The organism is Myxococcus xanthus (genome assembly GCF_006402735.1).
Lineage (GTDB): Bacteria > Myxococcota > Myxococcia > Myxococcales > Myxococcaceae > Myxococcus > Myxococcus xanthus_A.
In genome coordinates, this window is sequence record NZ_CP017174.1 from 1,920,558 (window position 1) to 1,942,098 (window position 21,541).

A 21,541-nucleotide genomic window follows, 5' to 3' on the forward strand; every position below is an offset into this window, starting at 1 on the left:
CGATGCTCGGGGGGAACTTCACATCTTGATGTAGACGCTGACGCCCGTGCGGAAGAGCGGCAGGCCCATGGGCGGGATTTCCACCACGGAGGCGTCAGGCTGGAAGCGGAACTCGGTGCCGCGTGGCCCCAGTGGCGCTTCGACGAAGAGCTGCGCCACCACGTCTCGCAGCACGGCGATGTCGAAGTCGATGCGGCCCAGCATCGAGGGGTCACTCAGGTTCGTCAGCGCGGTGAGCGTCAGGCGGGGCTCGAACTGGCTGCGCCGGTCGATGCTGACCAGGGCCATGCCATAGGCACGTCCGAAGAACAGGGGCCGGTAGTCCGCGGTGGAGCGCTGCCACGTCAGCTGCGCGCGATCATCCGTGCCCAGCGAGTTGTAGAAGCCCTCCAGCCGGATGATGGTGCGGTAGACGTCCGCCACGCGGAAGGTGCCCTTGATGCCGCCACTGACCTGCGGCTTCGGGCCCCCGAAGGGGCGCTCGACGTAGCCGGCCTCCCCGCGCTCCCACAGGCGCGCGGGGAGGTCTTGCAGGAGTGCCATCTCCGCGTTGAGGTCGAAGGGCCCCAAGCCCACCGACCAGTCGATGCCATACCGGGGGCGGCGGCCCTGCTGGAAGGCCGCCGACAGCGCCAGCTCGCTGGGGCCGAGCACGACCTCCGCGCGCAGCGCTCCGCCATAGCGTATCGGGCGGTCCTCCGGTCCGTTCAGGTCCGCCGTGGCGATGAGCCACAGGCTGGAGGCCATCTCCTCCCACGGCACGTTCACCTTCAGCATGTCCACGCCGGTGCGCAGGTCCACCGGGTCGAGCGGCCGGGGATTGGGCGCCTGGAGGAAGTCCGTGGGATTCCAGATGCGGGAGCTGCCCCAGCGCACCTGCTGGCGGCCCGCGGTGATGAAGACGCGGTGGGCCAGACCGAAGCGGAACCAGAACTGGTCCAGGACCGACTTCGGCGTGGAGAACTGCATGTCGAGCGGATCGTAGAGAAGCCGCCCGCGCACGAACCCGCGAATCTGCTCGGAGGGATTGATGTCCAGATACAGGTCCGCAAGCGATGGCAGCACGGGCGTCAGCGGCGTTCCCGGGCCGCCGCGCGAGGCGCTCAGCTCCGCGCGCTGGAAGTAGGCGCCGCCCAGCGTGAGGATGTCCGGAGGCCCGTCATCGTTCGCGGCTCGCGGAGGGCCTCCATCCACGAACTGTGGCTGGCGGAAGGTCTCGCGGATGTCCGTCTTGGACGGCTGCTTGTCCGCGTGGGTGGGCGAGGGCTCGGGGAAGGTGTCGTCATCCGACGCCTCCATCGACACCGGGCGCACCATCAACGGGTCCCACGTGTCCGAAGTCTCCTCCACCACGGCGGGTTGCACCATCAGCGGGTCGGGTGTGTCGACTCGCGCGGGGAGGTTCGGCTCGGCGGGAGGCGGTGGCGCCTGAGTCACGGGCGCTTCCGGCGCGACTTCGGGTGGGCTCGGGGCTTGCGCCGGTTCGGCTGTCTCGGATGAGACGGAGCGCGATGTCTTTGTTTCACTCCGGGCCCGGGCCGGGGTCGTGCGCTTCTTTTTCGTGACGCGGCGTTTGGTGAGGCTCGATGCGTTCGGCTTCTGTGTGCGCCGGACCTTGGCGGGAGGCTCCACGGCGGTGCCCGTGGCTTCTGGCGGCGCAACCGTGGTGAGCGCTGCCCCGAGGAGAATCAGTGCAGCGGACGTAATGGTGAAGGGCATCGTGAAGCCACGAAGGGGAGGCGGGGGCCTGCCAGGGGAGACCGCGCGACGGACAGTGCGGTGTGTTGCACAGTCGTGTCGCCCAGAGCCTAGCGCACCGTTTGGCCTGACGCACTCAAGGGCCAGCCCGCGTTGACATCTCATGAGCCACCACGGCAGCATTGCAACCCCCTCACCCCCTGGAGTCCACTTCGATGGCGTCGGAAGACACGTTCCAGCAGGTGCATCACCCCGTGGATGCTTCCTCCGTGAGTGCCCAGCCCTCGGAGCCCTCCGCGGAGCTCGCCGCCGCTCCCGAAAAGCTCGACGAGATTGAGGAGATCGACTTCCTCCTCGAGGAAATCGAAAGCAAGATCGCTCCGCTCGCCCTCGCGTGAGCCGGACCGACGTCCTCGTGCGTCATTACAACGAAGCATTCTCCGCGTACTGGCACCCGGTTGCGTTCTCGCAGGAGCTGGGCGAGCGCCCGCTCGCCGCGCGTCTGCTCGAAACCGACCTGGTGGTGTGGCGCACGGGCCAGGGCGTCGCGGCGTCACAGCGTTATTGCGCACACCGAGGCGCGGACCTCCGTGACGGTCAGCCCACGGCGGATGGCATCCGTTGTGCCTTTCATGGCTGGACCTACGGCGCGGACGGACGCTGTGTGAGAATTCCGTCGCAACCCGGAGTGGCGGTCCCGCCTCGCGCGGCGCTTGCGTCATTTCGTGCCACGGAGCGTTACGGTCTGGTGTGGGTATGTCTGGCCCCAGCGCCGGCCGCGCCGCTGCCCGAGTGGCCGGAACTGGAGGACAACAGCGTGGCCACGGTCGCGTTGCCCCTGCTCGACTGGGATGTGTCCGCCGGCCGCATGGTGGAGGTCATCCTCGACGTGGCCCACTTGTCGTGGGTGCACGACGGCACCTTCGGCAATCCGGCCCAGGAGGAGGTTCCTCCCTATGACGTGGAGGCGCGTCCCGACGGCGTGCGCGCACAGATTGTCTATCCCGCGCTGTCGCCGTCCATCGGTGGGGCGCCGCCCCGGGTGGACCGCACCACGCTCACGTATGAGGTGACGTGGCCCTTCGCCGTGAAGCTGGCCTTCAAGCCCACGCTCTTCTACGTCCACACGGTCTACGCCATCGCCTCGCCCGTGTCGGAAGAAAAGATGCGATGCTTCTACTTCTGCTCGTACCATCCTCGGCTGCGCGCTCACTTTCCGGACATGTTCCTGAAGAGCGAGCAGGCCATCCTCGAACAGGACCGGCGAGTCCTCGAGGGCGTGCGGCCCCGGGCCCACCCCACGAGCTTCGCGGGTGAAATCTTCACCAAGGCGGACCGGCTTCCCGCCGAGTACCGCCGGGGCGTGATTGCCATCCGGCAGGGCCGTGCGCCCGCGGATGGCGGCCCTCTTCCGGAATGAACGTGCCGGGCTCCATGCCCGGGGAGGCAAGACATCGTGAGACTCCTCGTCCTGGCCATGGCGCTGGGGTTGTGTGCCTGCAAGCCGCGCGCGGAAGCCCCCCAGGAGGCCAGGCCTCCCGCCGCGCCGCGGCAAGACGCCGTGCGCACGCAGGGTGACGCGCCCAAGAGCCCGGAGGCACAGCGGCTGGAGCGAGGCCGCTACCTGGTGGAGAACGTGCTGGCGTGCGGCGCCTGTCACTCGGAGCGGGACTGGACGCGTTACGGGGGGCCGGTCCAGGGCGCCCCGCTGTCGGGCGCGTGCCAGGACGAGCAGTGGGGGCTGCCGGGGCGCGTCTGCTCGCCCAACATCACCTCCGACCCCGAGCACGGCATCGGCAAGTGGACGGACGCGGAGCTGCTGCGGGCCCTGCGCGAGGGCTTTGGCCGTGACGGCCGGGTACTGGTGCCGATGATGCCGTACCTCTTCTACCGCGAGCTGTCGGACGACGACGCGAAGGCGGTCGTCGCGTGGCTTCGTCAGGTGCCCGCGTCGTCCAAGGTCGTGGCTCGTTCGAGCCTGCCCGAGGAGATGATGAACGCGCTCGATGGGCTCGCCTCGGCCCTGCCGGGGCCCGTGCCGCCCCCCGCGGATGACCCTGTCGCCCGGGGCCGCTATCTCACGCAGGTGGCGCAGTGCGCCGCATGTCACGCGGGCATGGATGAGGCGGGCACGCCCTTCGCTGGAGGCCGTCCCATGCCCACGCCCTACGCGCCGGAGGTCGCGTCGAACCTCACACCCCACGCGCAGGGACTGCACACCCTGCGCGAAGAGGCGTTCATCGCCCGCTTCACGGCCTTCCGCGACCTGGCCCCGGCGCCCAGCGCCCAGGGGCAGGTCAACAAGCTCGTCATGCCCTGGGGCTTCTACGCCGGGCTGTCCCAGGAGGACCTGCGGGCCATGTACCGTTACCTCCGGACGGTGCCCGCCGCGGTGCCTGCCCGTGCCGCCGAAGCACCGTGACGCTTTTTGGTTCCAACTCGGGATGCCCGCTAGACTGCGAGACCCTGTTCCCCCGCGTCGTCGCTCCGCCCCCTCATGAAAAAGCCTTTCGCACTTCTCTTATGCCTGTCCTCCTGGGCGCTCGGTTCGGGCTGCAACCTGCTCGACATCTCTGACGCGGAGGGGACGCGTGGTCGTGGCGCGAGGGCCTTCGACCCGTATTCGAGCTCGGCCTCCGGTGCCATCTCCCTCAGCCTCCTGGCCTTCAATGGCTGCGCCATCCTCCCCAATGGCGAGCCGGTGGCGCGAGGAGACGTGAACCTGCCGGAAGGCGCGTATCCAGACGTCTGCACGCGGCTGAATGACGGTGCCCCGCTGGGTCCGCCCATGCCGCCCTTCGCGCGCTTCAACGTCACGCCGGGCACCATCTACTTCCTGCGTGAAATCACGCTGGTGGACACCGTCTTCGGCCAGCACACCGAATTCAACAACCGGCAGGCGCCCGCGACCTGGGCCCGCCGGCAGTCGCGCTTCAAGTCGCTCGACTGGAACGGGCTGACCATCGGCCAGGAGACCTGGCGGGACCGGGGCAGCGGCGCCTTCCAGCGCGAGACGTACTTCGAGAACGCCGCGTGGATGATTTCCAACAATGACTCCTTCCTGGTGGAGGTGCTGGACTCGGATGGCAACGCGCGCGCGTCGCAGACCTACCTGCGCCGGGACTTCCTCTCGGAGAACGCCACCACCGGCCGCACGCGCGTGAGCTGGGCCGTGGACGGGCTGGCGCGGCCCCGCTTCCCGGATGATCCGGAACCGCAGCCGCCCGGCGTCGACCCCATCTACCAGACGGTGGTGAAGGTCTCGGTGGCCAACGCCACCAACCCGTTCAAGTCCATCACCATGCCTGACATCTCCGGGGACGGCGCCATTCGCGTCACCTGGAGCCTGATGCCTGAAGCGCCCTTCTACTTCCCGGTGACCTTCGTCCCGGAGCAGGAGCGTCCAGCCACCTGCTTCCGGCTGGGGCCGGATGGGCTCGCGACGGACGAGCAGGTGCCCTGTGGTTTCGGACTGGAGCAGGCCGTGCGCATCCGCACGCCGCAGAACGGCCGCTACTACATGCCGGGTGAGACGGTGGACTTCATGGTGTCGCTGCGTGACGGCGACGGCAACGGCCTGCACTCGCGCGACCTGCTACCCACCTACAACGAGTACGTGAACGGCGACTCCAACGGGCTCGCCTACTTCAACGACTTCATGATCTTCACCTACCGGGACACGAGCAGCTCGGAGTCCGGTTTCAAGGTGGTGGGGCCGCTGCAGGACCTCCGCGTGGCCAACGGCACCTACCAACTGCCGTACTTCTCCTATCCCGGCACGAGCGAACCGCGCTTCTTCGTGGAGCCCGGCCTGCCGTCCATCCTCCCTGGCTACGCGGACTCACAGCCGCCCGCCCGCTACGCCGTCGCGCTGCCTCCGGACGCGAAGCCCGGTACCTATGCCATCGTCCTCAAGGGCCACCGCAGCTACATGGGCGAGCGTCTCAACCGGCTGGATCCCTTCTTCTTCCAGGTGGGCCAGGAGCAGAAGACGACCTATCCGGAGCGCATCGGCAACTGCCAGGTGTGCCACAACGGGACCAACTCCCTGTCCAACGTGCACCACGGCATGGCCGTGGACCACGTGGAGCTCTGCAAGACGTGCCACTTCGAGCAGGCCGTGGGGCAGGTGTCGGACATCGTCCACCGCATCCACGCCTCCTCCCGCAAGTACTCGCAGAACCGCGCGGACTGCACCCTGTGCCACCTGACGCGTGAGAGCACGCTGCGGCCCAGCCTCATGTCCTGCAACGGCTGCCACGTGCAGTCGCACGGCACGGAGTACTACGACCTGTACTTCGCGGAGATGCACGTGACGCCGAACGCGTATGGCAACTGCGCCAACGCCTGCCACGCAGAGACGCCGCCCATGCAGCACATCCTTCCGCCCCAGTGAGAACGACCGCCATGAAGACCTCCCTGAGGGCTTTCGCAGTCACCTCCAGCCTTGCCTTGGCGTTCTCCGGTGGATGTTCGGGCAGCGACGGCCCGCCCACGTCCACCCCCGACGACGCATACACGGACTTGCCGGAGGCGAAGACCACCGTGTCGGGCATCGCCTTCGACCCGGAGGCGTTCTTCTTCTCGATGGCGACGTTCCCGGTGATGGACCCGGAGATGCCGCCTCCGCCGCCCTTCCTGTTCGAGAACATTCCCTACGTGTTCCGCTCCGCGCCGGTGGGCGCGCGGGTGAGCGTCGTGCGTGACGGGGTGTCGCTGGACTCCAGCGGGCCGGTGGCGCCCAACGGCCTCTGGCAGGTGCGCGGCGTGCCGTCGGGCAACGAGACGGCGTACAAGCTGAAGGTGGAGCCGCCGCTGGAAGGCCTGGTGATGGGCGCGCCGCAGATGTTCCCCGCGCCCCCCTTCGAACCCATCCCCGAGGCGACCTACTACCCCACGTCGACGCTGCGCCCCTTCACGGCGGGGCCTTCGTCCTGCCTCGTGCAGGTGGCCGGCGTGGTGGGTGACGCGGGCGCGCTGGCCGCGGTGGCGACGCTGCGCACGGACATGGGCATCCCCACCACGCCCGCGGACCTCGTGGACCCCACGCGGACGGGTGGGGTGGCGCTCGTCTGGGTGTACGCGCCGAGCGAGGCGTTCGACCTGTTCAACATCCCCGCGGACAGCATCGCGGCGGAGACGTCGGCGGGCTCGCTCTACGCCATCGAGTGGGCGCCGCCGGGCCTGTTCCCGGGCCAGTCCCCCCTGGGCTACTTCGCCACGCCCGAGGCGACGAGCTCACTGGGCTACTTCGCCGTCGTCCTGCCGCCGGGCACCACCGAGCCGGTGACGGTGAGCTTCGTGGACGAGGGCACCAGCCCTCCGGAGGAAGAGAGCCCCTTCCGCATCCGGCCCTGGAACGTCCCGCCGCTCACGCTGACGCCCGAACCCGGCGTGGGCTTCGCCCGGGTGCTCGCCGTTCCGTCCGTGACGCCGCCGTTCGACCCGGACGCGGAGCCGGTGCCCGAGCCGGACCTGGGCTGGATGTGCCGGTGACGGCCTAGCGCCAGGGCTCCACGTAGAGCTGCCGGAAGCGAATGGAGGGCTGTCCGAAGGACACGGGCAGCGGGCCATGGTCCAGCTTCCGGCAGCCTCGCGTGGCGAAGAGGTTGCTCACGTCTTCGCCCACCGCGTCGATGGCTGCCAGGGCCTCCAGGCCATTGCCGCGCAGGATTCCCGGCGAGACACGGCGCCCCAGGTGGCCGTCGCGAATCTCGCGGGCCTCCACCACGTAGAAGCTGAAGTCGCCCGACAGCAGGTTCATGTGCCGGGGCGTGAGGTGCTGCACCAACAGCCCGTGGGGCACGTCCGCCATCAGCGTCTCCAGCCGGCCCTGGTGAGGCTCCACCCGGGTGTGGCCCATGCGGGCCAGGGGCGGATGCCGGTAGCTGACGCGGCGGCCGTGGCCATTGCAGCCCAGCCCCAGCACCGCGGCGCTTCGGGTGTCCACCAGCGGCGTGCCGACAATTCCCCCGCGCAGCAGCGGGACGGGCCTGGCGGCATGGCCTTCGTCATCCCAGGCGAAGGTGAGCGCACCGTGCGCATCCGTCGGGTCATCGGACACGGAGACGTGCTCACCCGCGACGCGCTGGCCCCGCCGGTGCGCCAGGTAGGAGCCGCCGCGTGCGACGACATCGCCTTCCAGTGGATGGCCACACACCTCGTGGAAGAAGCACGCGGACGCGGCCCCGGGAGGGAACACGATGGGCAACGCGCCCGTGGGGCAGGGCTGCACGGGCGCGCTCTCTCGCAGCGCTCGCACCATGGCTTCCACCCGCGCGGACAGTGCTGGCAGGTCCGCCAGCAGCTGGTCCGTATCCGGGAAGGCCGAGCACCGCCAGGCGTCCACGCTGGTGCCGCCTTCCGTGTGGAAGGCCTTGAACTCCAGCAGGGCGTGTCGCTGCCGGTCCTCCGTCTGGCGGTCGTGTCCGTGGAACAGGGCCCCTCGGTCCACCTCGCGCAGCAGAATCTCCAGGTGCGAGGCCCCCGCGGCGCGAGCTGTCTCCACCAAGTGGAGGAGCGCCGCTTCCACGGCTTCGTCCGGTGCGGAGCGCAGGGGGGGGGGAGCGAGCAAGGACTCACCGCGTGCCGCGACCTCCGAGGGCAGTTCGCCGGGGGGCACCTTGTCGCCTGGCAGGTCCGCCCACCGCCACTCCACGCCGCCCGCAAGGCTCCGGCACGAGGCCCAACCCTTTTCGGTCAGAGGCGCCTGGAGGCGGAGCCCCGAGCGGACGTGGACGGAATCGCGCACCTCACGCCGCTCCAAGAACCAGTCCGCCATGCAGGTGTCTCCTCCTGGGAATCCTATCACCAACCGCCAGGGACGCCGCGGTCACCACGCGCTCCGGCATGAGGCATGATGCGAAGTACTCGTGAGCACGGTGGATCCTCAGATGCCTGGAGTCGATGAGCGCACGTGCGCGGGCGTGGACCTGGTTGCGTTGAGGGACGCCGCTTGTTCGGCGGCCGTGAAGGGCGAGCTCTTCTTGTCCGCGGAGCGACGCCTCAATCTGGAACTCGAAGCGCGCACGGGTGCCTTCACCACGAGCACCGGCGAGTCGCTGTGGGCGAGCGCGCGGGTCCAACGCGTGGACGGCGTGGGCATGAGCTCGCGCCATGTCAGCGCCCCCGGCGAGCTGTCCTCGTTGCTGGAGGGCGCTGCCGCTGCGGCGCCCATGGCCGGCGCGTTGCCGGAGCCGCTAGCGCCGGGGGCGGCCTCTTCCCCTGTGGCGTTGCCAGCGCTCTCACGGGTGCGGGCCCAGGCCTGGGCAGCGCGCGTGTCGAGCACGGTGGTGCCACGGACGGGCATTGTCCAGGCGCTGGTGCTCAGCCAGTCCGAGACATGGACGGCCCACGTGCTCGCGGGTGCATCCCGGGCGCACGTGGAATCGCGCGAGGAAGTCTTCGTGCGCTGCGAGACGGAGCGGGGCGCGGTGGTGGACGCGGTGGCGCTGGGGGCGGGGCAAGGCGCGCACGCCTTGGAGGCACTCCGCTCCCGCCTCGCGGAGGCCTTCGATGCGCTGGAAGGCCCCGTGGACGCGGTGGACCCCGCGCTGCCGCTCGTGTTGCGCCCCGCCGTGGCGGCGCCCCTGGTGGCGGGGCTCGTGTGGATGCTTCGGGGAGACGTGGCCGCGGCGACGCCCGCGCTCGCGCGTGCCCTGGGACGCAAGCTGTTCCCGTCGGTACTTGGGCTCGAGGATGACGCGGCCCATCCGCAAGGCACACGCCGGCGTGCCTTGGACGACGAGGGAATGCCGATGCACCCGGTGCGGCTGGTGGACGAAGGCCGGCTGAGTGGCTTCCTCCACACCGCGTCCACGGCGCCGAGGTTGGGTGGCGTCTCCAACGGACGGGCGCTGCGTTCGATGCTCGCGGGCCCCACGCCCAACGCCCTCAACCCGTTCGTCATGCCCAGGGCCGACCCGCTCCCCGCGCACTACACGGAGCTCATCGCACGCGTGGAGACCTTCACCACCATGCCGCGTCCCGGCACCGTCACGTTGGTGGCGGGTGGTTGGGAGGTTCGCGACGGCCGTCGTGTGCGCCGCATCGCTCCGGTGGAACTGGAGCTCCCCGTGCTGGAAACCTTCCGCGCGCTGCGTGGCGTGGGGACGGACCTGACCTTCTTCCCCACCGCCGAGGGCTGTGGCACGCCGACGCTCGTCTTCCCGCCCCTGCTGTCGGGTGCCCAGGGAGGGCAGGCGGCCAGGTGATGTCCACGCCCCTGGGGGTGGAGCAGTACCAGCCAGGCGACGCCAGGCTGTCTGCCCAGCGGGCAGGACGCGCGCTGGCCCCGAATCCAGTGCATGCTGCGCGCACGACGCTGGGCCGCCGGTACGAGGCCCCAGGGCCAGGGAGGCGGCGTCACGGGAGGACACGGATGTCGGGTCAGTCGCTGGCGGCGAAGATGCTGGAAGGGGCGCGGGAGTGGGCGAAGCGATTGCCGACCGCGCTCTCCAACGACATGGCGGTGGACGTGAGCCGCAGGCGGGTGCGCCTGTCGCATGCGCGCGTGGAGACCGTGGTGCGCCAGCTGCTCGCCCGGCTGAAGAACTTCGAGCTGCGGGAGTGGTCCGCGCGGGAGAACGTCTATGACGTCCGCTTCTCCGTGCACGGCTGGAAGCTGCGCGTGGAGACGGCGCTGGAGCGTGTGGAGATGGCCTCCGGGCGCTACCGGTTGTGGTTGAAGACGCCGGGCGTGGTGGAGCTGGAGGAGTCCCGCACGGCTTCGTCGCTGATGATGGGCGTGCTCCGCGCGGGGGCGGGCCGGGCCGCGATGCGGGTGTTGGCGGAGCGACTGCTTCCTCCCGGCATTCGTTGGGACGGTCAGGTGTTACAGGTGGAAGGGCCGTTGCCCGAAGAGGGCGTGCTGCCCGCCCGGCTGTTCGACTCGGCCTCCCTGGCCATGACCGCCGAGCATCAGTCCGAGGGCCTGTGGCTGGCCGCCGAGGCCTGGCCCGGGCTCATGGACCTGCTCCAGGTGGTGTTTGGCACGGAACTTCCGCGCACGCCCCCCGGCGCCTAGCGGGCCAGGCCAGGAAGTCAGCCCCCGGCTGCTCCTCGTTCCGGGAGGGCGGGGGGCCAGTGGCGTCCAGGAATGTGCCCTCCAGGGCGCTCCCCAGGGGCCGCGGGCACCCCCAGATTGAAGGAACGTCCGGCGTTGAAGGGGCGTCAGACGATTTTCGGGGCGTGGTACCACGAGTCAAGGGGCTGGAATTCTTCGGTTCTACGCCACGTTTCCTTCACGCGGCGAACAGCCGGTGGAGATTCGGGGCCTTCCACATTCGACATTGGCCCCTCGACAGGCTAGAGGCTGCCTGTCTCGCTCTATGGGACGGGCCGCGGCCTCGCGCCGCACGCAGAAAGAAGAAGAAACATGGCAACTGGCACCGTGAAATGGTTCAACGACGCGAAGGGCTTTGGCTTTATCGCCCAGGACGACGGTGGGGCCGACGTGTTCTGCCACCACACCGCTATCCAGACGGATGGCTTCCGTAGCTTGGCCGAAGGCCAGAAGGTGGAGTTCGAGACCCGGAAGGGCCCCAAGGGCCTTCAGGCCGAGAACGTCCGCGTAGTCGGCTGAGAGCTCAGGCTCAGCACCATCAGCCCGGTCTCCTCACTGCGAGGCCGGGCTTTTGTTTTCAGCGAGGGAGGCTCCATGCAAGGAAGATCCACGAAGCGCCAGAAAGAGCAGGCGCGCAAGCAGCACCAGCAGGAGAAGAACGCGAAGCGCGAGGAGCGCAAGAAGGAGAAGTCCGAGCGCGGGCCGCGCCAGCCGGGTGAGGTCGACCCCGATATCGCGGACATCATTCCCGGTCCCCAGCCGCCGCTGGAGATTTGAGCCCAATATCGTGCCGCCTGGGCTTGCCACGTGGTCAGTGGTGCCCAGGGCAACCTTCCGGGACGGCGCCCACGCCCCCGGGAGGACGCAGTATCCACTTCCCCTCACGTCAACGCAGCCAGCGCTCCTGTGCGGCCTTCACGGCCCGGCGGCGCGCAGCACCTCGGCGCGGGTGATGTGGTCCAGGCGGAAGTGGCGGCGCTCCCCGGTGGTGAGGTCCTCCCCGTCGACGCGTGTCTCGTGCCGGTTCATGATGACGGACATCACCCGCACGTCGCGGACCGTCTCCAGGAAGTTGCTGTCGACGTAGGTGATGCGCAACGGCTGCTGCTCGAACCACGCTCGCTCCAACGCTTCACGGACGGGCTTCTTGCTCGGCAGTGACGGCACGCCGATGAACGCCAACTCCCTCAGCCGGGTGAGCAGCTCGCGCTGGGCGGAGGTGGAGAGCGCCGCGCGCACCTTGTCCAGCGCCGACTCCAGCGTGCCCGCGAAGGGCATCAGCCGCATGTCGATGGCGAAGCGCCCCAGCGCGACGACGAGCGCCGCCTCGCGCGCGGTGAAGTTCACCGGCGGCAGGCTGTAGCTGCGATCCAACGCGTAGCCACCGCCACGGCCGCGCTCGGCGGACACCGGCATCGACGAGGCGCGCAGCGAATCCAGGTCCCGGTAGATGGTTCGCACCGTGACGCCGAACCGCTCGGCGAGGACTTCCGCGGTGACACCGGTACGGCGGCCCCGGAGGTATTCGGCGAGGGCGAAGAGACGCTCGGTGCGCTGCATGGAGAGGAAACCTGACATACCACTGTCACACCTCTCCCTCAAGATGACGTGATGTCCCTGGAGCAACGTGCCTTGCATCCCACGCCGCGAGCGGCTTGCATCGCGCGCGTTCGCGGCACTTCCGCCCGGAGGGACTCCATGGAGGACGAGTGGCTCTGGGGCTGGGACCCCACGCCGGGCATCGTCTCCGTGTGGGCGGAGCCCGACGGCCGCGCCTTCGTCTGGCGCCGCGTCCCGAAGACGGGGGAGCTGCTTCGCGAGGACGTGCGCTTCCGTCCGTGGCTGCTGCTCGCGTCCCTGGAGGACCTGGCGCACCTGGGGCCTCGGCTGCGTCCGGAGTCGGATGGCCCCGCGCGCTACCGCGTGACGTGGCAGGAACTCGAAGGGCCTGGAGCGCTGCGCTACCTGGTCCGCGGGGACGACGGCCGCGCGCTCACCAGCGCGGTGCTGGAAGGCGCGTCACGCCGCCTGGGCCAGCCGGTGAGTCACCTGAAGGAGCTGGGCGCGAACACGGTGCTCGCGCTGCCTCCAGAGGAGCAGTACCTCACGATGTCGGGCCGCACGTACTTCCGCGACCTCGCCTTCGATGCGCTGCGCCGCATGCAGTTCGACCTGGAGACCACCGGGTTGGACCCGGCGCACCACCGCGTCTTCCTGGTGGCGCTGCGAGGCCCGGACGGTGCGACGGAGACACTCGAAGCCCAGGGGGATGACGACTCGGCGGAGGCGGACCTGCTCTACCACCTGGCGGAGCGCGTGCGCGCCTGGGACCCCGACGTCATCGAGAACCACAACCTGCACGGCTTCGACCTGCCGTTCCTCGCGCGGCGAGCCAGGCACCTGGGGGTGTCATTGGCGCTGGGCCGCGCGGGGGCACCGGGCTTGCGGCACCGCCCGTCCGCCAGGGGGGCCGCGCTGGGACGGCCCGTGCCCGGCGCGCCTCCGGATGCGATGCGCCGCGCGCGCTACACCGTGCCCGGCCGTGAATTCATCGACACGCTGGACGCGGTGCTGCGGCATGACTTCTCCACGCGGGATTTGCCGGGCCATGGCCTCAAGGCCGTCGCGAAGCACCTGGGCCTGGCGGGGCCCGAGCGCGAGCACATCCCCGGTGCCCGCGTGTACGACGTCTTCCGCACGGACCCGGCGCGCGTGCGGCGCTATGCGCGTGATGACGTGACGGAGGCGGGCGGCCTCGCGAGGCTGCTCGGGGGCGCGGCCTTCGCGCTCGCGCGCATGGCGCCCCGCCGCTACGAGCGGCTGGCGGACGCGGGGCCGGCCACCGGCGTGTTGGACCCGCTGCTCGTCCGGGCTTATCTCCGGGAGGGCGCGGCGCTGCCCGCGCACCAAGAGGGGGATGGCACGTCGCACAGCGGCGCGGCGCTCCACCTGTTCGCCTCGGGCGTGGCCCGGCGCATCGTGAAGGCGGACGTCGCCAGCCTCTATCCCTCCCTGATGCGCCAGTACCGGATTGGCCCCAAGCGGGACAGGCTGGGCGTGCTGCTGGCGTTGGTGGACCGCCTGGTGGACCAGCGGCTGGCGGCGAAGGGCAGGGCGCGTGCCGCGGCGCCTGGCTCGCAGGAGCGCTTCACGAACGAGGCGCTGTCGGCGGCGATGAAAATCGTCGTCAACTCCGCCTACGGCTATCTGGGCGCGGTGGGGCTCACGCGCTTCTCGGACGTGCACGCGGCCAACGAGGTGACGCGCCAGGGCCGGGCGGTGCTGGGCCTCCTCTGCCGGGAGCTGGCCCGCCGGGGCGTCACGCTGCTGGAGGCGGACACGGACGGCGTGTACTTCGCCGTCCCGGAGGACTGGCGGGAAGCCGATGAGCGCCGGGTCGTCTCGGAGGTCGCCGCGCTGCTCCCGCCCCGGGTGCAGCTGGAGTTCGACGGGCGCTACGCCGCCATGCTGTCGCACGAACCGAAGAACTACGCGCTCCAGCCGTATGACGGACCGCTGGTGCTCCGGGGCGTGGCCTTCCGCTCCAGCCGCGCGGAGCCCTTCGGCGAGGCCTTCCTGCGCCGCGCGCTGCGCTGTCTCCTGGCGGGAGACATCCCGGGCGTGCGTGAGGTGTACGTCGCGACGGTGATGGCCCTGCGCCGCCGGGAGCTGCCCACGCCGGAGGTCTGCGCGCACGTCCGCCTGACGAAGTCGGGCGCCCAGTACCTCGCCCTCCGTCCCCGCAGGCGCGAGCTCCCCTACGAGGCCATGCTGGCCAGCGGCCGGAAGGAATGGCCTTTGGGTGAGCAGGTCCGCGTCTACCGCGCAGTGGGAGGCCGGGCGGGCCTGCTCCCCATTCCGGAGGCGGATGACCCGGGCACGGCGCGGCCCCTGTCGCGGGAGGAGGACCCGCGCGACTACGACGTGGAGTACTACGTGCGGCTCCTGCGTGAGACGTTCGCCGCGCGGCTGGTGCGCGCGCTGACGCCGGAGGACTTCCGGACGGTGTTCGACGACCCCGGCCAGCCCTCCCTCTTCGCGCCCTCGCTCGAGGACGCGAAGCCCATCCTCACGGTGCTGACGGAGCCGGCGGCCGCGCTGGAAGGGGCGTAGCCGCGCGCGGGACGGCTCAGGACATGCCGGCGTGCGTCTGGGCGGAGGACTCGGCCGCGGGGGGCTGCTGCGGCGCCAGGGCGGTGCGCTGCAGCCAGCCCGCGAGCCCCAGGAGCACCAGGCCCGACGTGCGCAGCGTGCGGAGCAGCTCCGCGTTCTGCGCCGCGTCTCCGGGCAGCAGGGGCGCCAGCCACCCGCGGGCGTCGTAGAAGAGCCACATGGCGCCGGAGATGCCCATGGCCCACCACACCCAGGCCAGCCGTCCGCCGCGCAGCATGTACGCGACGCCCAGGATGGGGGCCACCAGCAGGATGGTCGTCATGTCGGCCAGCGTCGACGCCAGGCTGATGACGGCGGACATGGTGCTGATGGCGTCCGTGCCCAGGTGGCGGACCTCGGTGGCCAGCACGGGCACGCCCACGGCCAGCGCGGCCACGGCCGTCCCCACCCACAGCGCGTTGGAGCGGAAGCTGGACGGCGGCTGGAGTCCGGACTGCCGGTATGTCATCGCCAGCAGGATGAGCGCGTACGTCGTGCTGATGTTCGCCAGCACGACGACCAGCATGCGGACGGGCAGCAGCGGTGACTGTGTGAAGGGCACGTCCGGCACCGCGTGGAGCCAGTAGCTGCGCAGCGCGGTGCTGACCAGCGACAGGAGCGCGCCCGCGGCCAGGCCGCCCCACACCTTGCGCAGGTAGTCACCCTGGGCGAACGAACGGGCCGCCGCCAGCGTCCCGAGCACGGCCAGCACGCCGCTGCCCCAGCCGGCGATGTCATGCACGAGCGAGAGCGAACGCGGCGCGTCCAGCGCGGAGGCCGCCGCGAAGGCGTGCGCCAACTGGAGCACGAGCACCGCGCCGAACCAGGGCACGATGCTTCCGGCCGCACGGCCCGTCGAATGAGTGCTCATCGCAGCTTCTCCAAGGATGCGGAAATCTCCGCGAGGATGACCTTCGCGTGCAGGGCGCCGATGAAGGTGTTCAGCATGGGCTTGAGGCCTTCGAGCAACTGCGGAAGGTCTTCTCGCTTGAGCTGCTCGGGGGGCCGCTTGAGGGTCCGCAGGGCGGCGGTCTGGATGGCCATCTTCGCGGTGAACCCGCCGAGGAGCGGTTCCAGGTGTCGCACGAGCGTGTCGTGCCAGCCGGCGGGGGAGGTCTGGGAGGACGAAGGTAGAATCGCGCCACCTCCTGGTGGAAACCTGGAGCGTAGGCAGATTCCAGCCCGCACACGAGGGGCACACCCTGTCTGGCCATGCGGATTCCCTCTCGTTATGCAGGTTTTTCTTTGAGAGCATGGAGTTGAGCCGGGCCCGGCGGGCGGGAGCTGTCGTGCTGACTGTTTTTCCCGGAGGTGACGCGCCGGGGTCGACCCCTAGAATGCGCCGGCTCGTTTCGCGAGAACCCATGAACGCCCCACACCTTCGCGATGCCCCGTCGCCCTCCGTGACAGCCGTCCCCCGTCCGCATGCCGTTCGAGCGCCCGCGCCGCGGAGATACTGGGACTGGCTCAAGATGGGGCTGGGGGCCCTGCTGGCCCTGTGGGGGGCGAACATCGGCTTCGTCGGCGCGCTGGGCGTGATGGTGGGCGCCGTGCAAAGCGTCTCGCCGGACGAGGGAAAGACGACCGCGGATGGCGTGGGCATCCTGCTGATAGCGGCGGTGTTCGTCGCCGTGGGCCGCTTCGCGTGGAAGAAGGGGCTGTCTCCCTTCCGGACCGCGCGCCGCCGCGAGCAGTTGCTGGGCTTCATCCGCGCGCAGACGCGCATCCGCGTCAGTGACGTGGCCTCGCAGCTCCGGCTCCCGGAGGAGGAGGTCGCGGCGATGCTTACCACGCTCATCGCCCGTCACGAGGTGGACCTCGTCTACCTCGCCGACTCGCGCGTTTACCTCCACCGCGAAGCTTTGGAGCGGGGGAAGAATGTCGCCCGGCGTTGTCCTTCGTGTGATGCCCCCGTGAGCGCGGAGGCCGTCCAGCCGGGGGACAAGGTGGTTTGCCCCTACTGCGCTGCGCCATTCCTCGTGACATAGGACAACAGATCTTCCCTTGCGGTGCGTTCGGGTTGCCGGGACCCTGAATCTTTGGCAATCGGGAGGCGCACAGCGCCGTAGTGGCTCCGTCATTCGACGAGATGCCAGGTCATCCAGGGGAGGTCCGATGAGGAAAGTATTCGGAGCGGTAGCACTGGCCGCGTTCACCGGCTGCGCGACCACGCAGGAAGCCCAGAAGCCGGAGACACCGCCCGCCGTCGAAGCGGCGAAGGTGGAAGCTCCCGCCGAACAGCCGAAGCTTCAGGTTCCCGTGGATTACTACAAGCTCGACAACGGCTTGAAGGTGGTCCTCTCGCGCGACAGCTCGGCGCCCAAGGCCGTCGTCGCCGTCTATTACAACATCGGCTTCCGCATCGAGCCGAAGGACCGCACCGGGTTCGCGCACCTGTTCGAGCACATGATGTTCCAGGGCTCGACGAACCTCGGGAAGATGGAGTTCATCCGCCTCATCCAGAAGAACGGCGGCGTGCTCAACGGCTCCACCCGCTTCGACTTCACCAACTACTTCGAGGTCGTCCCCTCCAACACGCTGGAGCCCATCCTCTGGGCCGAGGCCGACCGCATGCGCGGGCTCGACGTGACGGAGGAGAACCTGAAGAACCAGCAGGGCGTGGTGATGAACGAGGTGAAGGTCAACGTCCTCAACCAGCCCTATGGCGGCTTCCCGTGGCTGGACATGCCGCAGGTGGCGAACAGCAACTGGTACAACGCCCACAACTTCTACGGCGACTTGAAGGACCTGGAGGCCGCCTCGCTGGAGGACGTGCGCGCCTTCTTCAAGACGTACTACGCGCCCAGCAACGCCGCGCTGGTCATCGTCGGTGACTTCGAGCCGGAGCAGGTGAAGGGCTGGATTCAAAAGTACTTCGGGCCGCTGCCCAGCGTGGCGCAGCCGTCGAAGCCGGACATCTCCGAGCCCCGCCAGACGAAGGAGAAGCGCCACGACAAGCAGGACAAGCTGGCCCAGCGTCCGGCGCTCGCGGTGGGCTACCACATGCCCGACGTGGGGACGCCCGAGTACTTCGCCATGGCGCTGGTCGACGAGGTCCTCCTGCGCGGCAACGACAGCGCGCTCTACCAGCAGCTCGTGCAGAAGAAGGGCCTGACGGGTGAGGTCTCCGGCGGGGTGAACCAGCTGGGCAACCACTGGAACTACAACGGCCCCATGCAGTGGACCGCGTACCTGTTCCATGACGCGGACACGACGACGGAGACCCTCCTCGCGGAGATCGACGGCGTGGTGGCGCAGCTGCAGAGCCAGCCCATCGACGCGGCGACGCTGGAGCGGGCGCGGGTGAAGGCGCGCTCGCGGCTGTACGGGCAGTTGGAGGGCTTCCTCGGCTTCGGCCGCGCGGACCTGCTGGCGTCCTTCGCGCTCTTCTTCGATGACCCGGCGCGCATCAACCGGCTGGAGTCGGAGCTGATGAAGGTGACGCCGGAGCTCATCCAGAAGACGGCGAAGGAGTATCTGCGCCGTGAGAACCGCACCGTGTTGACGGTGACGCCCGCCGCGGCGACCGCCACCAAGACGCAGGCCCCCTGAGGACACGCCCCCATGACCACGCACTCAATTCGCACCCGCCTTGTCGCGCCCGCGCTGATGGTGCTCGGGATGCTGTCCGCGCCTGCCTTCGCGGCCGCTCCCGTCCCGGCGCCCACCAAGGAAGCGCCTCCGGCCGCCGCCGCGCCCAAGCCCTTCAAGGTCCCCGTCCGCACGGAGTTCAAGCTCGACAACGGGCTGGAAGTCTCGCTGCTGCCCTACGGCGACATGCCGAAGGTCGCCATCCAGCTGGCCATCGACACCGGCAACATCCACGAGAAGGCCACGGAGACGTGGCTGGCGGACCTGACCGGCAAGCTGCTGTCGGAGGGCACCACCACCCGCTCCGCGGAGCAGATTGCCCAGGCGGCCGCGCAGCTGGGTGGTTCGCTCAACATCGGCACCACGATGGACCAGACCTTCGTCGGCCTGGAGGTCCTCTCCGAGTCGGCGCCGGACGCCGTGGCCCTCATCGCGGACGTCATCCAGAACCCGGCCTTCCCGCCGGCGGAGGTCGAGCGCGTCAAGGGAGACCTCGTGCGGGAGATGGCCATCTACAAGAGCCGGCCGGGCACGCTCGCCGACGAGCGGCTGCTCCAGTCGCTCTATGGTGACCACCCGTATGGCCGCTACTTCCCGCCGGAGGCGCAGCTCAAGGGCTACACGCCGGAGGCCGTCCGCGCGCACTACGACGCCAACATCGGCGCGGCCCGGGCGCGGCTGTACGTCGTCGGCCGGTTCGAGTCGGCGTCGGTGGAGAAGGCCATCCGGGCCGCGTTCACCGGCTGGAAGGCCGGCCCGGCGCGGCTCCAGAACGTGCCCAAGCAGAAGGTGGCGAAGGCGGTCCAGTTCATCGACCGCCCCGGCTCGGTGCAGTCCACGGTGCGCGTGGCGGTGAAGGGCCTGCCGCCCTCCAGCCCGGACTACGTCAAACAGACGGTGCTGAACACGTTGCTCGGCGGCTACTTCAGCTCGCGCATCACCGCGAACATCCGCGAGGCGAAGGGCTACACGTATTCGCCCTACAGCGACGTGTCCACGCACCTGGAGGACGCCTACTGGGTGCAGAACGCGGACGTGACGACGGCCGTCACGGGCGAGTCGCTGAAGGAAATCCTCAAGGAGGTGGCCACCCTGCGCAAGACGCCGCCGCCCGCCGACGAGCTGAGCGCAGTCCAGAGCTACCTGGCGGGCTCCTTCCTGCTCCAGAACTCGTCGCGCGGCGGCATCATCAACCAGCTCCGCTTCGTGGACCTGCACGGCCTGCCGGATTCGTATCTGCAGAACTACGTGCAGTCGGTGATGGCCGTCACGCCGGAGCAGGTGCAGCAATTGGCCGCGAAGATGCTGGCGCGTGAGGCGATGACCTTCATCGTCGTGGGCGACCAGAAGGTGGTGGCGCCGCAGCTGAAGGTCGTGTCCCCCGCGCTGAAGTAAGTCCCGGGAGGGCGGGGGCCACACCTGGGCCTCCGCCTTCTTCCCCTGTTGTCCCTACCCGGGGCGGGCCGTGACGCCGTCCGGGTAGAGTGACTCGGGGGCGAGCTGGCACGTGTGCCGGACGTAGTGCTCGAACCAGTCCAGAAACGTCGTGAAGGTGGCGCCGTGGGCCGTCTGCCGTTCGGCCCAGACGAACTGCCTCGAGTCCTGGAACTGGGCCCACGTCAGGTCGCCCATGTGGTTGAGGACGATGGCGGGCGCCGTCAACGCACCTCCGCTCGCCGCGACACACCACTGCGCATCCCGGGGCAGCACGTCACAGGCCGCGAGCGCGTAGAGGTGCGTGGTGGACAGGAGGCGGTTGCCCTGCGCCACGTCCGCGGGAATGCGGACCCAGCGCGTCTCTTCCAGCACCTCGTCCGGTGAGTACACCCGGAAGTTGGCGGGCAGGGGCGTCCAGGCGCCGCCATCATCCCAGTCGCGGAACTCGACGCGCGCGAAGGCGCAGCGCCGCCAGAATTCGCGGAGCCCCGCGGGCAGCATGGGCCTTCCGTTGGACGACGGGATGCCGAGCAGCTCCGGCACCAGGTCGATGTCTTCGTCCGGTACGGGAGGGCCCAGGACGAGCCTTCCGCCAAACCCCTTCGCCCAGGCTTCCACGCTCTCCAGCAACTCCCGGTAACGCGATTGCAGCGCTTGCTCGTGCATGGGCCGCAGCCTAGGTCTGGAGCATTGAGAGTCCAGGTGCACCGTGCCTTGATGCGCGGCCATGTCCCTGCTCGATGATTTGCTCAAGAAAGGCTCGCTCCACACGCCCTGTGGCACCATGGCGAAGCGGGCCGCGCTCAAGGCGAAGCTGACGAACTCCGGTGCCACGGAGGTGGTGTCCGGAGACCTGAAGCTCTCCGAGGGTGATGACCGCGTCCTGGAAGCGTCACGCGTCGTGGTGAAGGGGAACCTCGTCCTGGAGGACCAGTCCCGGCTGCTCGTCGCGGGTGACCTGGAGGTGGAGGGCAGCATCATCCACGAGGGCTTCGACTATGCGCTGCTCTTCACGGGCGGCGCGCTCTCCGCGAAGAACCTGCTCTTCCACGGCGAGCTGGTGTCGCTGGGCCCCATCACCGTGCAGGAGGTGGCGTGGACCTACTACAACGACTACTCGACCTACGCGGATGCCCTGAAGGCGAGAATCGTCGTGGCGGATGACCGCTTCGATGCCGTGGATGACGTGCGGGCGGACCACCGCCTGGACGGACACAGCAGTGTCATCGGTCCGGAGCTGGCGAAGCTGCTGCGCGCGGACGTGGTGAGCCAGGACGGAAGCTGGTCCTACGAAGATGTCGCGAAGCGGCTTCTTCGCAAGCGGCCGCTGCTGCGTTGAGCGCCATGGACTGCGCGTGGCAACGCACTACCGTGCGCGCACCAGGGCTCGTCCTGGTCCGTGGTTGGAGTTCGCATGGCGAAGACGTCGAGTGAGAGCTCGGTGTCGTCGCCTACAACCACGACGAGACCTTCGGGCTTCCTCGGTTGCTGGGCACGAATCACGCCAAGCACTTCCGGGACTTCTCGACGCACATCGTCACCGTCATCGACGATTTCAGATGCGCTCGTGAGCGCCCCTTCGTGAAGGGGGCGCCCTTG

Annotated in this window: 20 protein-coding genes; 14 read left to right on the forward strand and 6 right to left on the reverse strand. The window is 69.5% G+C overall.

Features of this window, described 5'->3' with window-relative positions; all coding sequences use genetic code 11:
* Window positions 1–18 precede the first annotated feature (18 nt).
* Window positions 19–1,437 carry a hypothetical protein gene (locus BHS09_RS08090; protein ID WP_140797584.1) on the reverse strand — a complete coding sequence of 473 codons (1,419 nt, stop codon included), beginning with the start codon at window positions 1,435–1,437 and terminating at the stop codon, window positions 19–21.
* 476 nt (window positions 1,438–1,913) lie between these two features.
* Here BHS09_RS08090 and BHS09_RS08095 point away from each other — a divergent pair, with 476 nt between their 5' ends.
* The 5 genes from BHS09_RS08095 to BHS09_RS08115 all read left to right on the forward strand — a co-directional run bounded on the left by BHS09_RS08095 (window position 1,914) and on the right by BHS09_RS08115 (window position 7,194).
* Entirely contained in the window at window positions 1,914–2,096 is a 183-nt protein-coding gene (locus BHS09_RS08095; protein WP_140788747.1) for a Xan family putative trans-acting RiPP leader peptide, read from the forward strand.
* A gap of 17 nt (window positions 2,097–2,113) precedes the next feature.
* Window positions 2,114–3,118 carry a Rieske 2Fe-2S domain-containing protein gene (locus tag BHS09_RS08100; protein ID WP_140788749.1) on the forward strand — a complete coding sequence of 335 codons (1,005 nt, stop codon included), beginning with the start codon at window positions 2,114–2,116 and terminating at the stop codon, window positions 3,116–3,118.
* A 36-nt stretch (window positions 3,119–3,154) separates the two neighbouring features.
* Window positions 3,155–4,120 carry a c-type cytochrome gene (locus BHS09_RS08105; RefSeq protein WP_140797585.1) on the forward strand — a complete coding sequence of 322 codons (966 nt, stop codon included), beginning with the start codon at window positions 3,155–3,157 and terminating at the stop codon, window positions 4,118–4,120.
* Between the two features lie 75 nt (window positions 4,121–4,195).
* A complete protein-coding gene (locus tag BHS09_RS08110; RefSeq protein WP_140797586.1) occupies window positions 4,196–6,094 on the forward strand; it encodes a hypothetical protein in 1,899 nt (632 codons plus the stop codon).
* Between the two features lie 11 nt (window positions 6,095–6,105).
* Window positions 6,106–7,194: a hypothetical protein gene (locus BHS09_RS08115; protein ID WP_140788755.1), complete on the forward strand. Its 1,089-nt coding sequence runs from the start codon at window positions 6,106–6,108 to the stop codon at window positions 7,192–7,194.
* Between the two features lie 4 nt (window positions 7,195–7,198).
* On the opposite strand, the gene BHS09_RS08120 is transcribed toward BHS09_RS08115, so the two are convergent.
* A complete protein-coding gene (locus tag BHS09_RS08120; RefSeq protein WP_140797587.1) occupies window positions 7,199–8,479 on the reverse strand; it encodes a TldD/PmbA family protein in 1,281 nt (426 codons plus the stop codon).
* A 112-nt stretch (window positions 8,480–8,591) separates the two neighbouring features.
* On the opposite strand from BHS09_RS08120, the gene BHS09_RS08125 reads away from it, so the two are divergent.
* From BHS09_RS08125 to BHS09_RS08140, 4 genes are all read left to right on the forward strand, one after another.
* A complete protein-coding gene (locus BHS09_RS08125; RefSeq protein ID WP_140797588.1) occupies window positions 8,592–9,911 on the forward strand; it encodes a metallopeptidase TldD-related protein in 1,320 nt (439 codons plus the stop codon).
* 167 nt (window positions 9,912–10,078) lie between these two features.
* A complete protein-coding gene (locus tag BHS09_RS08130; protein ID WP_140797589.1) occupies window positions 10,079–10,723 on the forward strand; it encodes a hypothetical protein in 645 nt (214 codons plus the stop codon).
* A gap of 351 nt (window positions 10,724–11,074) precedes the next feature.
* Window positions 11,075–11,281: a cold-shock protein gene (locus BHS09_RS08135; RefSeq protein ID WP_140788763.1), complete on the forward strand. Its 207-nt coding sequence runs from the start codon at window positions 11,075–11,077 to the stop codon at window positions 11,279–11,281.
* A 75-nt stretch (window positions 11,282–11,356) separates the two neighbouring features.
* Window positions 11,357–11,539: a hypothetical protein gene (locus tag BHS09_RS08140; protein WP_140788765.1), complete on the forward strand. Its 183-nt coding sequence runs from the start codon at window positions 11,357–11,359 to the stop codon at window positions 11,537–11,539.
* 138 nt (window positions 11,540–11,677) lie between these two features.
* Here BHS09_RS08140 and BHS09_RS08145 read toward each other — a convergent pair whose 3' ends face one another.
* Complete coding sequence (locus BHS09_RS08145) at window positions 11,678–12,322, reverse strand: helix-turn-helix transcriptional regulator (RefSeq protein ID WP_011551730.1); 645 nt, start codon at window positions 12,320–12,322, stop codon at window positions 11,678–11,680.
* Between the two features lie 138 nt (window positions 12,323–12,460).
* On the opposite strand from BHS09_RS08145, the gene BHS09_RS08150 reads away from it, so the two are divergent.
* The gene (locus BHS09_RS08150) at window positions 12,461–14,875 is read left to right on the forward strand and encodes a DNA polymerase domain-containing protein (RefSeq protein WP_140788767.1); all 2,415 of its coding nucleotides are present in this window, start codon (window positions 12,461–12,463) and stop codon (window positions 14,873–14,875) included.
* 16 nt (window positions 14,876–14,891) lie between these two features.
* Here the strand turns inward: BHS09_RS08150 and BHS09_RS08155 are convergent, their stop codons facing one another.
* Together BHS09_RS08155 and BHS09_RS08160 are read right to left on the reverse strand one after the other, a co-directional pair.
* On the reverse strand, window positions 14,892–15,785 hold the full coding sequence (locus BHS09_RS08155; protein ID WP_140797590.1) for a hypothetical protein: 894 nt from the start codon (window positions 15,783–15,785) through the stop codon (window positions 14,892–14,894).
* Complete coding sequence (locus tag BHS09_RS08160; protein ID WP_002639318.1) at window positions 15,782–16,000, reverse strand: hypothetical protein; 219 nt, start codon at window positions 15,998–16,000, stop codon at window positions 15,782–15,784. The genes BHS09_RS08155 and BHS09_RS08160 overlap by 4 nt, the downstream gene beginning before the upstream one ends.
* 278 nt (window positions 16,001–16,278) lie before the next feature.
* On the opposite strand from BHS09_RS08160, the gene BHS09_RS08165 reads away from it, so the two are divergent.
* The 3 genes from BHS09_RS08165 to BHS09_RS08175 all read left to right on the forward strand — a co-directional run bounded on the left by BHS09_RS08165 (window position 16,279) and on the right by BHS09_RS08175 (window position 19,900).
* Window positions 16,279–16,902, forward strand: a complete 624-nt coding sequence (locus BHS09_RS08165; protein WP_237080225.1) for a hypothetical protein — start codon at window positions 16,279–16,281, stop codon at window positions 16,900–16,902.
* Window positions 16,903–17,029: 127 nt separating this feature from the next.
* Window positions 17,030–18,466, forward strand: a complete 1,437-nt coding sequence (locus BHS09_RS08170) for a M16 family metallopeptidase (protein ID WP_140797591.1) — start codon at window positions 17,030–17,032, stop codon at window positions 18,464–18,466.
* Window positions 18,467–18,478: 12 nt separating this feature from the next.
* Window positions 18,479–19,900 carry a M16 family metallopeptidase gene (locus BHS09_RS08175; protein ID WP_140797592.1) on the forward strand — a complete coding sequence of 474 codons (1,422 nt, stop codon included), beginning with the start codon at window positions 18,479–18,481 and terminating at the stop codon, window positions 19,898–19,900.
* A 54-nt stretch (window positions 19,901–19,954) separates the two neighbouring features.
* Here the strand turns inward: BHS09_RS08175 and BHS09_RS08180 are convergent, their stop codons facing one another.
* Window positions 19,955–20,608 (reverse strand): SMI1/KNR4 family protein, encoded by a 654-nt coding sequence (locus BHS09_RS08180; RefSeq protein WP_140788775.1) that lies wholly within the window; start codon window positions 20,606–20,608, stop codon window positions 19,955–19,957.
* Between the two features lie 61 nt (window positions 20,609–20,669).
* On the opposite strand from BHS09_RS08180, the gene BHS09_RS08185 reads away from it, so the two are divergent.
* Entirely contained in the window at window positions 20,670–21,281 is a 612-nt protein-coding gene (locus BHS09_RS08185) for a hypothetical protein (RefSeq protein ID WP_140797593.1), read from the forward strand.
* The last annotated feature ends 260 nt before the right edge of the window (window positions 21,282–21,541 follow it).

Bases quoted from the DNA above. Each gene is read 5' to 3' on its own strand.
- BHS09_RS08095 (WP_140788747.1), top strand. From the start codon at position 1,914: ATGGCGTCGGAAGACACGTTCCAGCAGGTGCATCACCCCGTGGATGCT.
- BHS09_RS08110 (WP_140797586.1), top strand. From the start codon at position 4,196: ATGAAAAAGCCTTTCGCACTTCTCTTATGCCTGTCCTCCTGGGCGCTC.
- BHS09_RS08115 (WP_140788755.1), top strand. From the start codon at position 6,106: ATGAAGACCTCCCTGAGGGCTTTCGCAGTCACCTCCAGCCTTGCCTTG.
- BHS09_RS08120 (WP_140797587.1), bottom strand. From the start codon at position 8,479: ATGGCGGACTGGTTCTTGGAGCGGCGTGAGGTGCGCGATTCCGTCCAC.
- BHS09_RS08125 (WP_140797588.1), top strand. From the start codon at position 8,592: ATGCCTGGAGTCGATGAGCGCACGTGCGCGGGCGTGGACCTGGTTGCG.
- BHS09_RS08130 (WP_140797589.1), top strand. From the start codon at position 10,079: ATGTCGGGTCAGTCGCTGGCGGCGAAGATGCTGGAAGGGGCGCGGGAG.
- BHS09_RS08135 (WP_140788763.1), top strand. From the start codon at position 11,075: ATGGCAACTGGCACCGTGAAATGGTTCAACGACGCGAAGGGCTTTGGC.
- BHS09_RS08140 (WP_140788765.1), top strand. From the start codon at position 11,357: ATGCAAGGAAGATCCACGAAGCGCCAGAAAGAGCAGGCGCGCAAGCAG.
- BHS09_RS08145 (WP_011551730.1), bottom strand. From the start codon at position 12,322: ATGCAGCGCACCGAGCGTCTCTTCGCCCTCGCCGAATACCTCCGGGGC.
- BHS09_RS08150 (WP_140788767.1), top strand. From the start codon at position 12,461: ATGGAGGACGAGTGGCTCTGGGGCTGGGACCCCACGCCGGGCATCGTC.
- BHS09_RS08155 (WP_140797590.1), bottom strand. From the start codon at position 15,785: ATGAGCACTCATTCGACGGGCCGTGCGGCCGGAAGCATCGTGCCCTGG.
- BHS09_RS08165 (WP_237080225.1), top strand. From the start codon at position 16,279: ATGAACGCCCCACACCTTCGCGATGCCCCGTCGCCCTCCGTGACAGCC.
- BHS09_RS08170 (WP_140797591.1), top strand. From the start codon at position 17,030: ATGAGGAAAGTATTCGGAGCGGTAGCACTGGCCGCGTTCACCGGCTGC.
- BHS09_RS08175 (WP_140797592.1), top strand. From the start codon at position 18,479: ATGACCACGCACTCAATTCGCACCCGCCTTGTCGCGCCCGCGCTGATG.
- BHS09_RS08180 (WP_140788775.1), bottom strand. From the start codon at position 20,608: ATGCACGAGCAAGCGCTGCAATCGCGTTACCGGGAGTTGCTGGAGAGC.
- BHS09_RS08185 (WP_140797593.1), top strand. From the start codon at position 20,670: ATGTCCCTGCTCGATGATTTGCTCAAGAAAGGCTCGCTCCACACGCCC.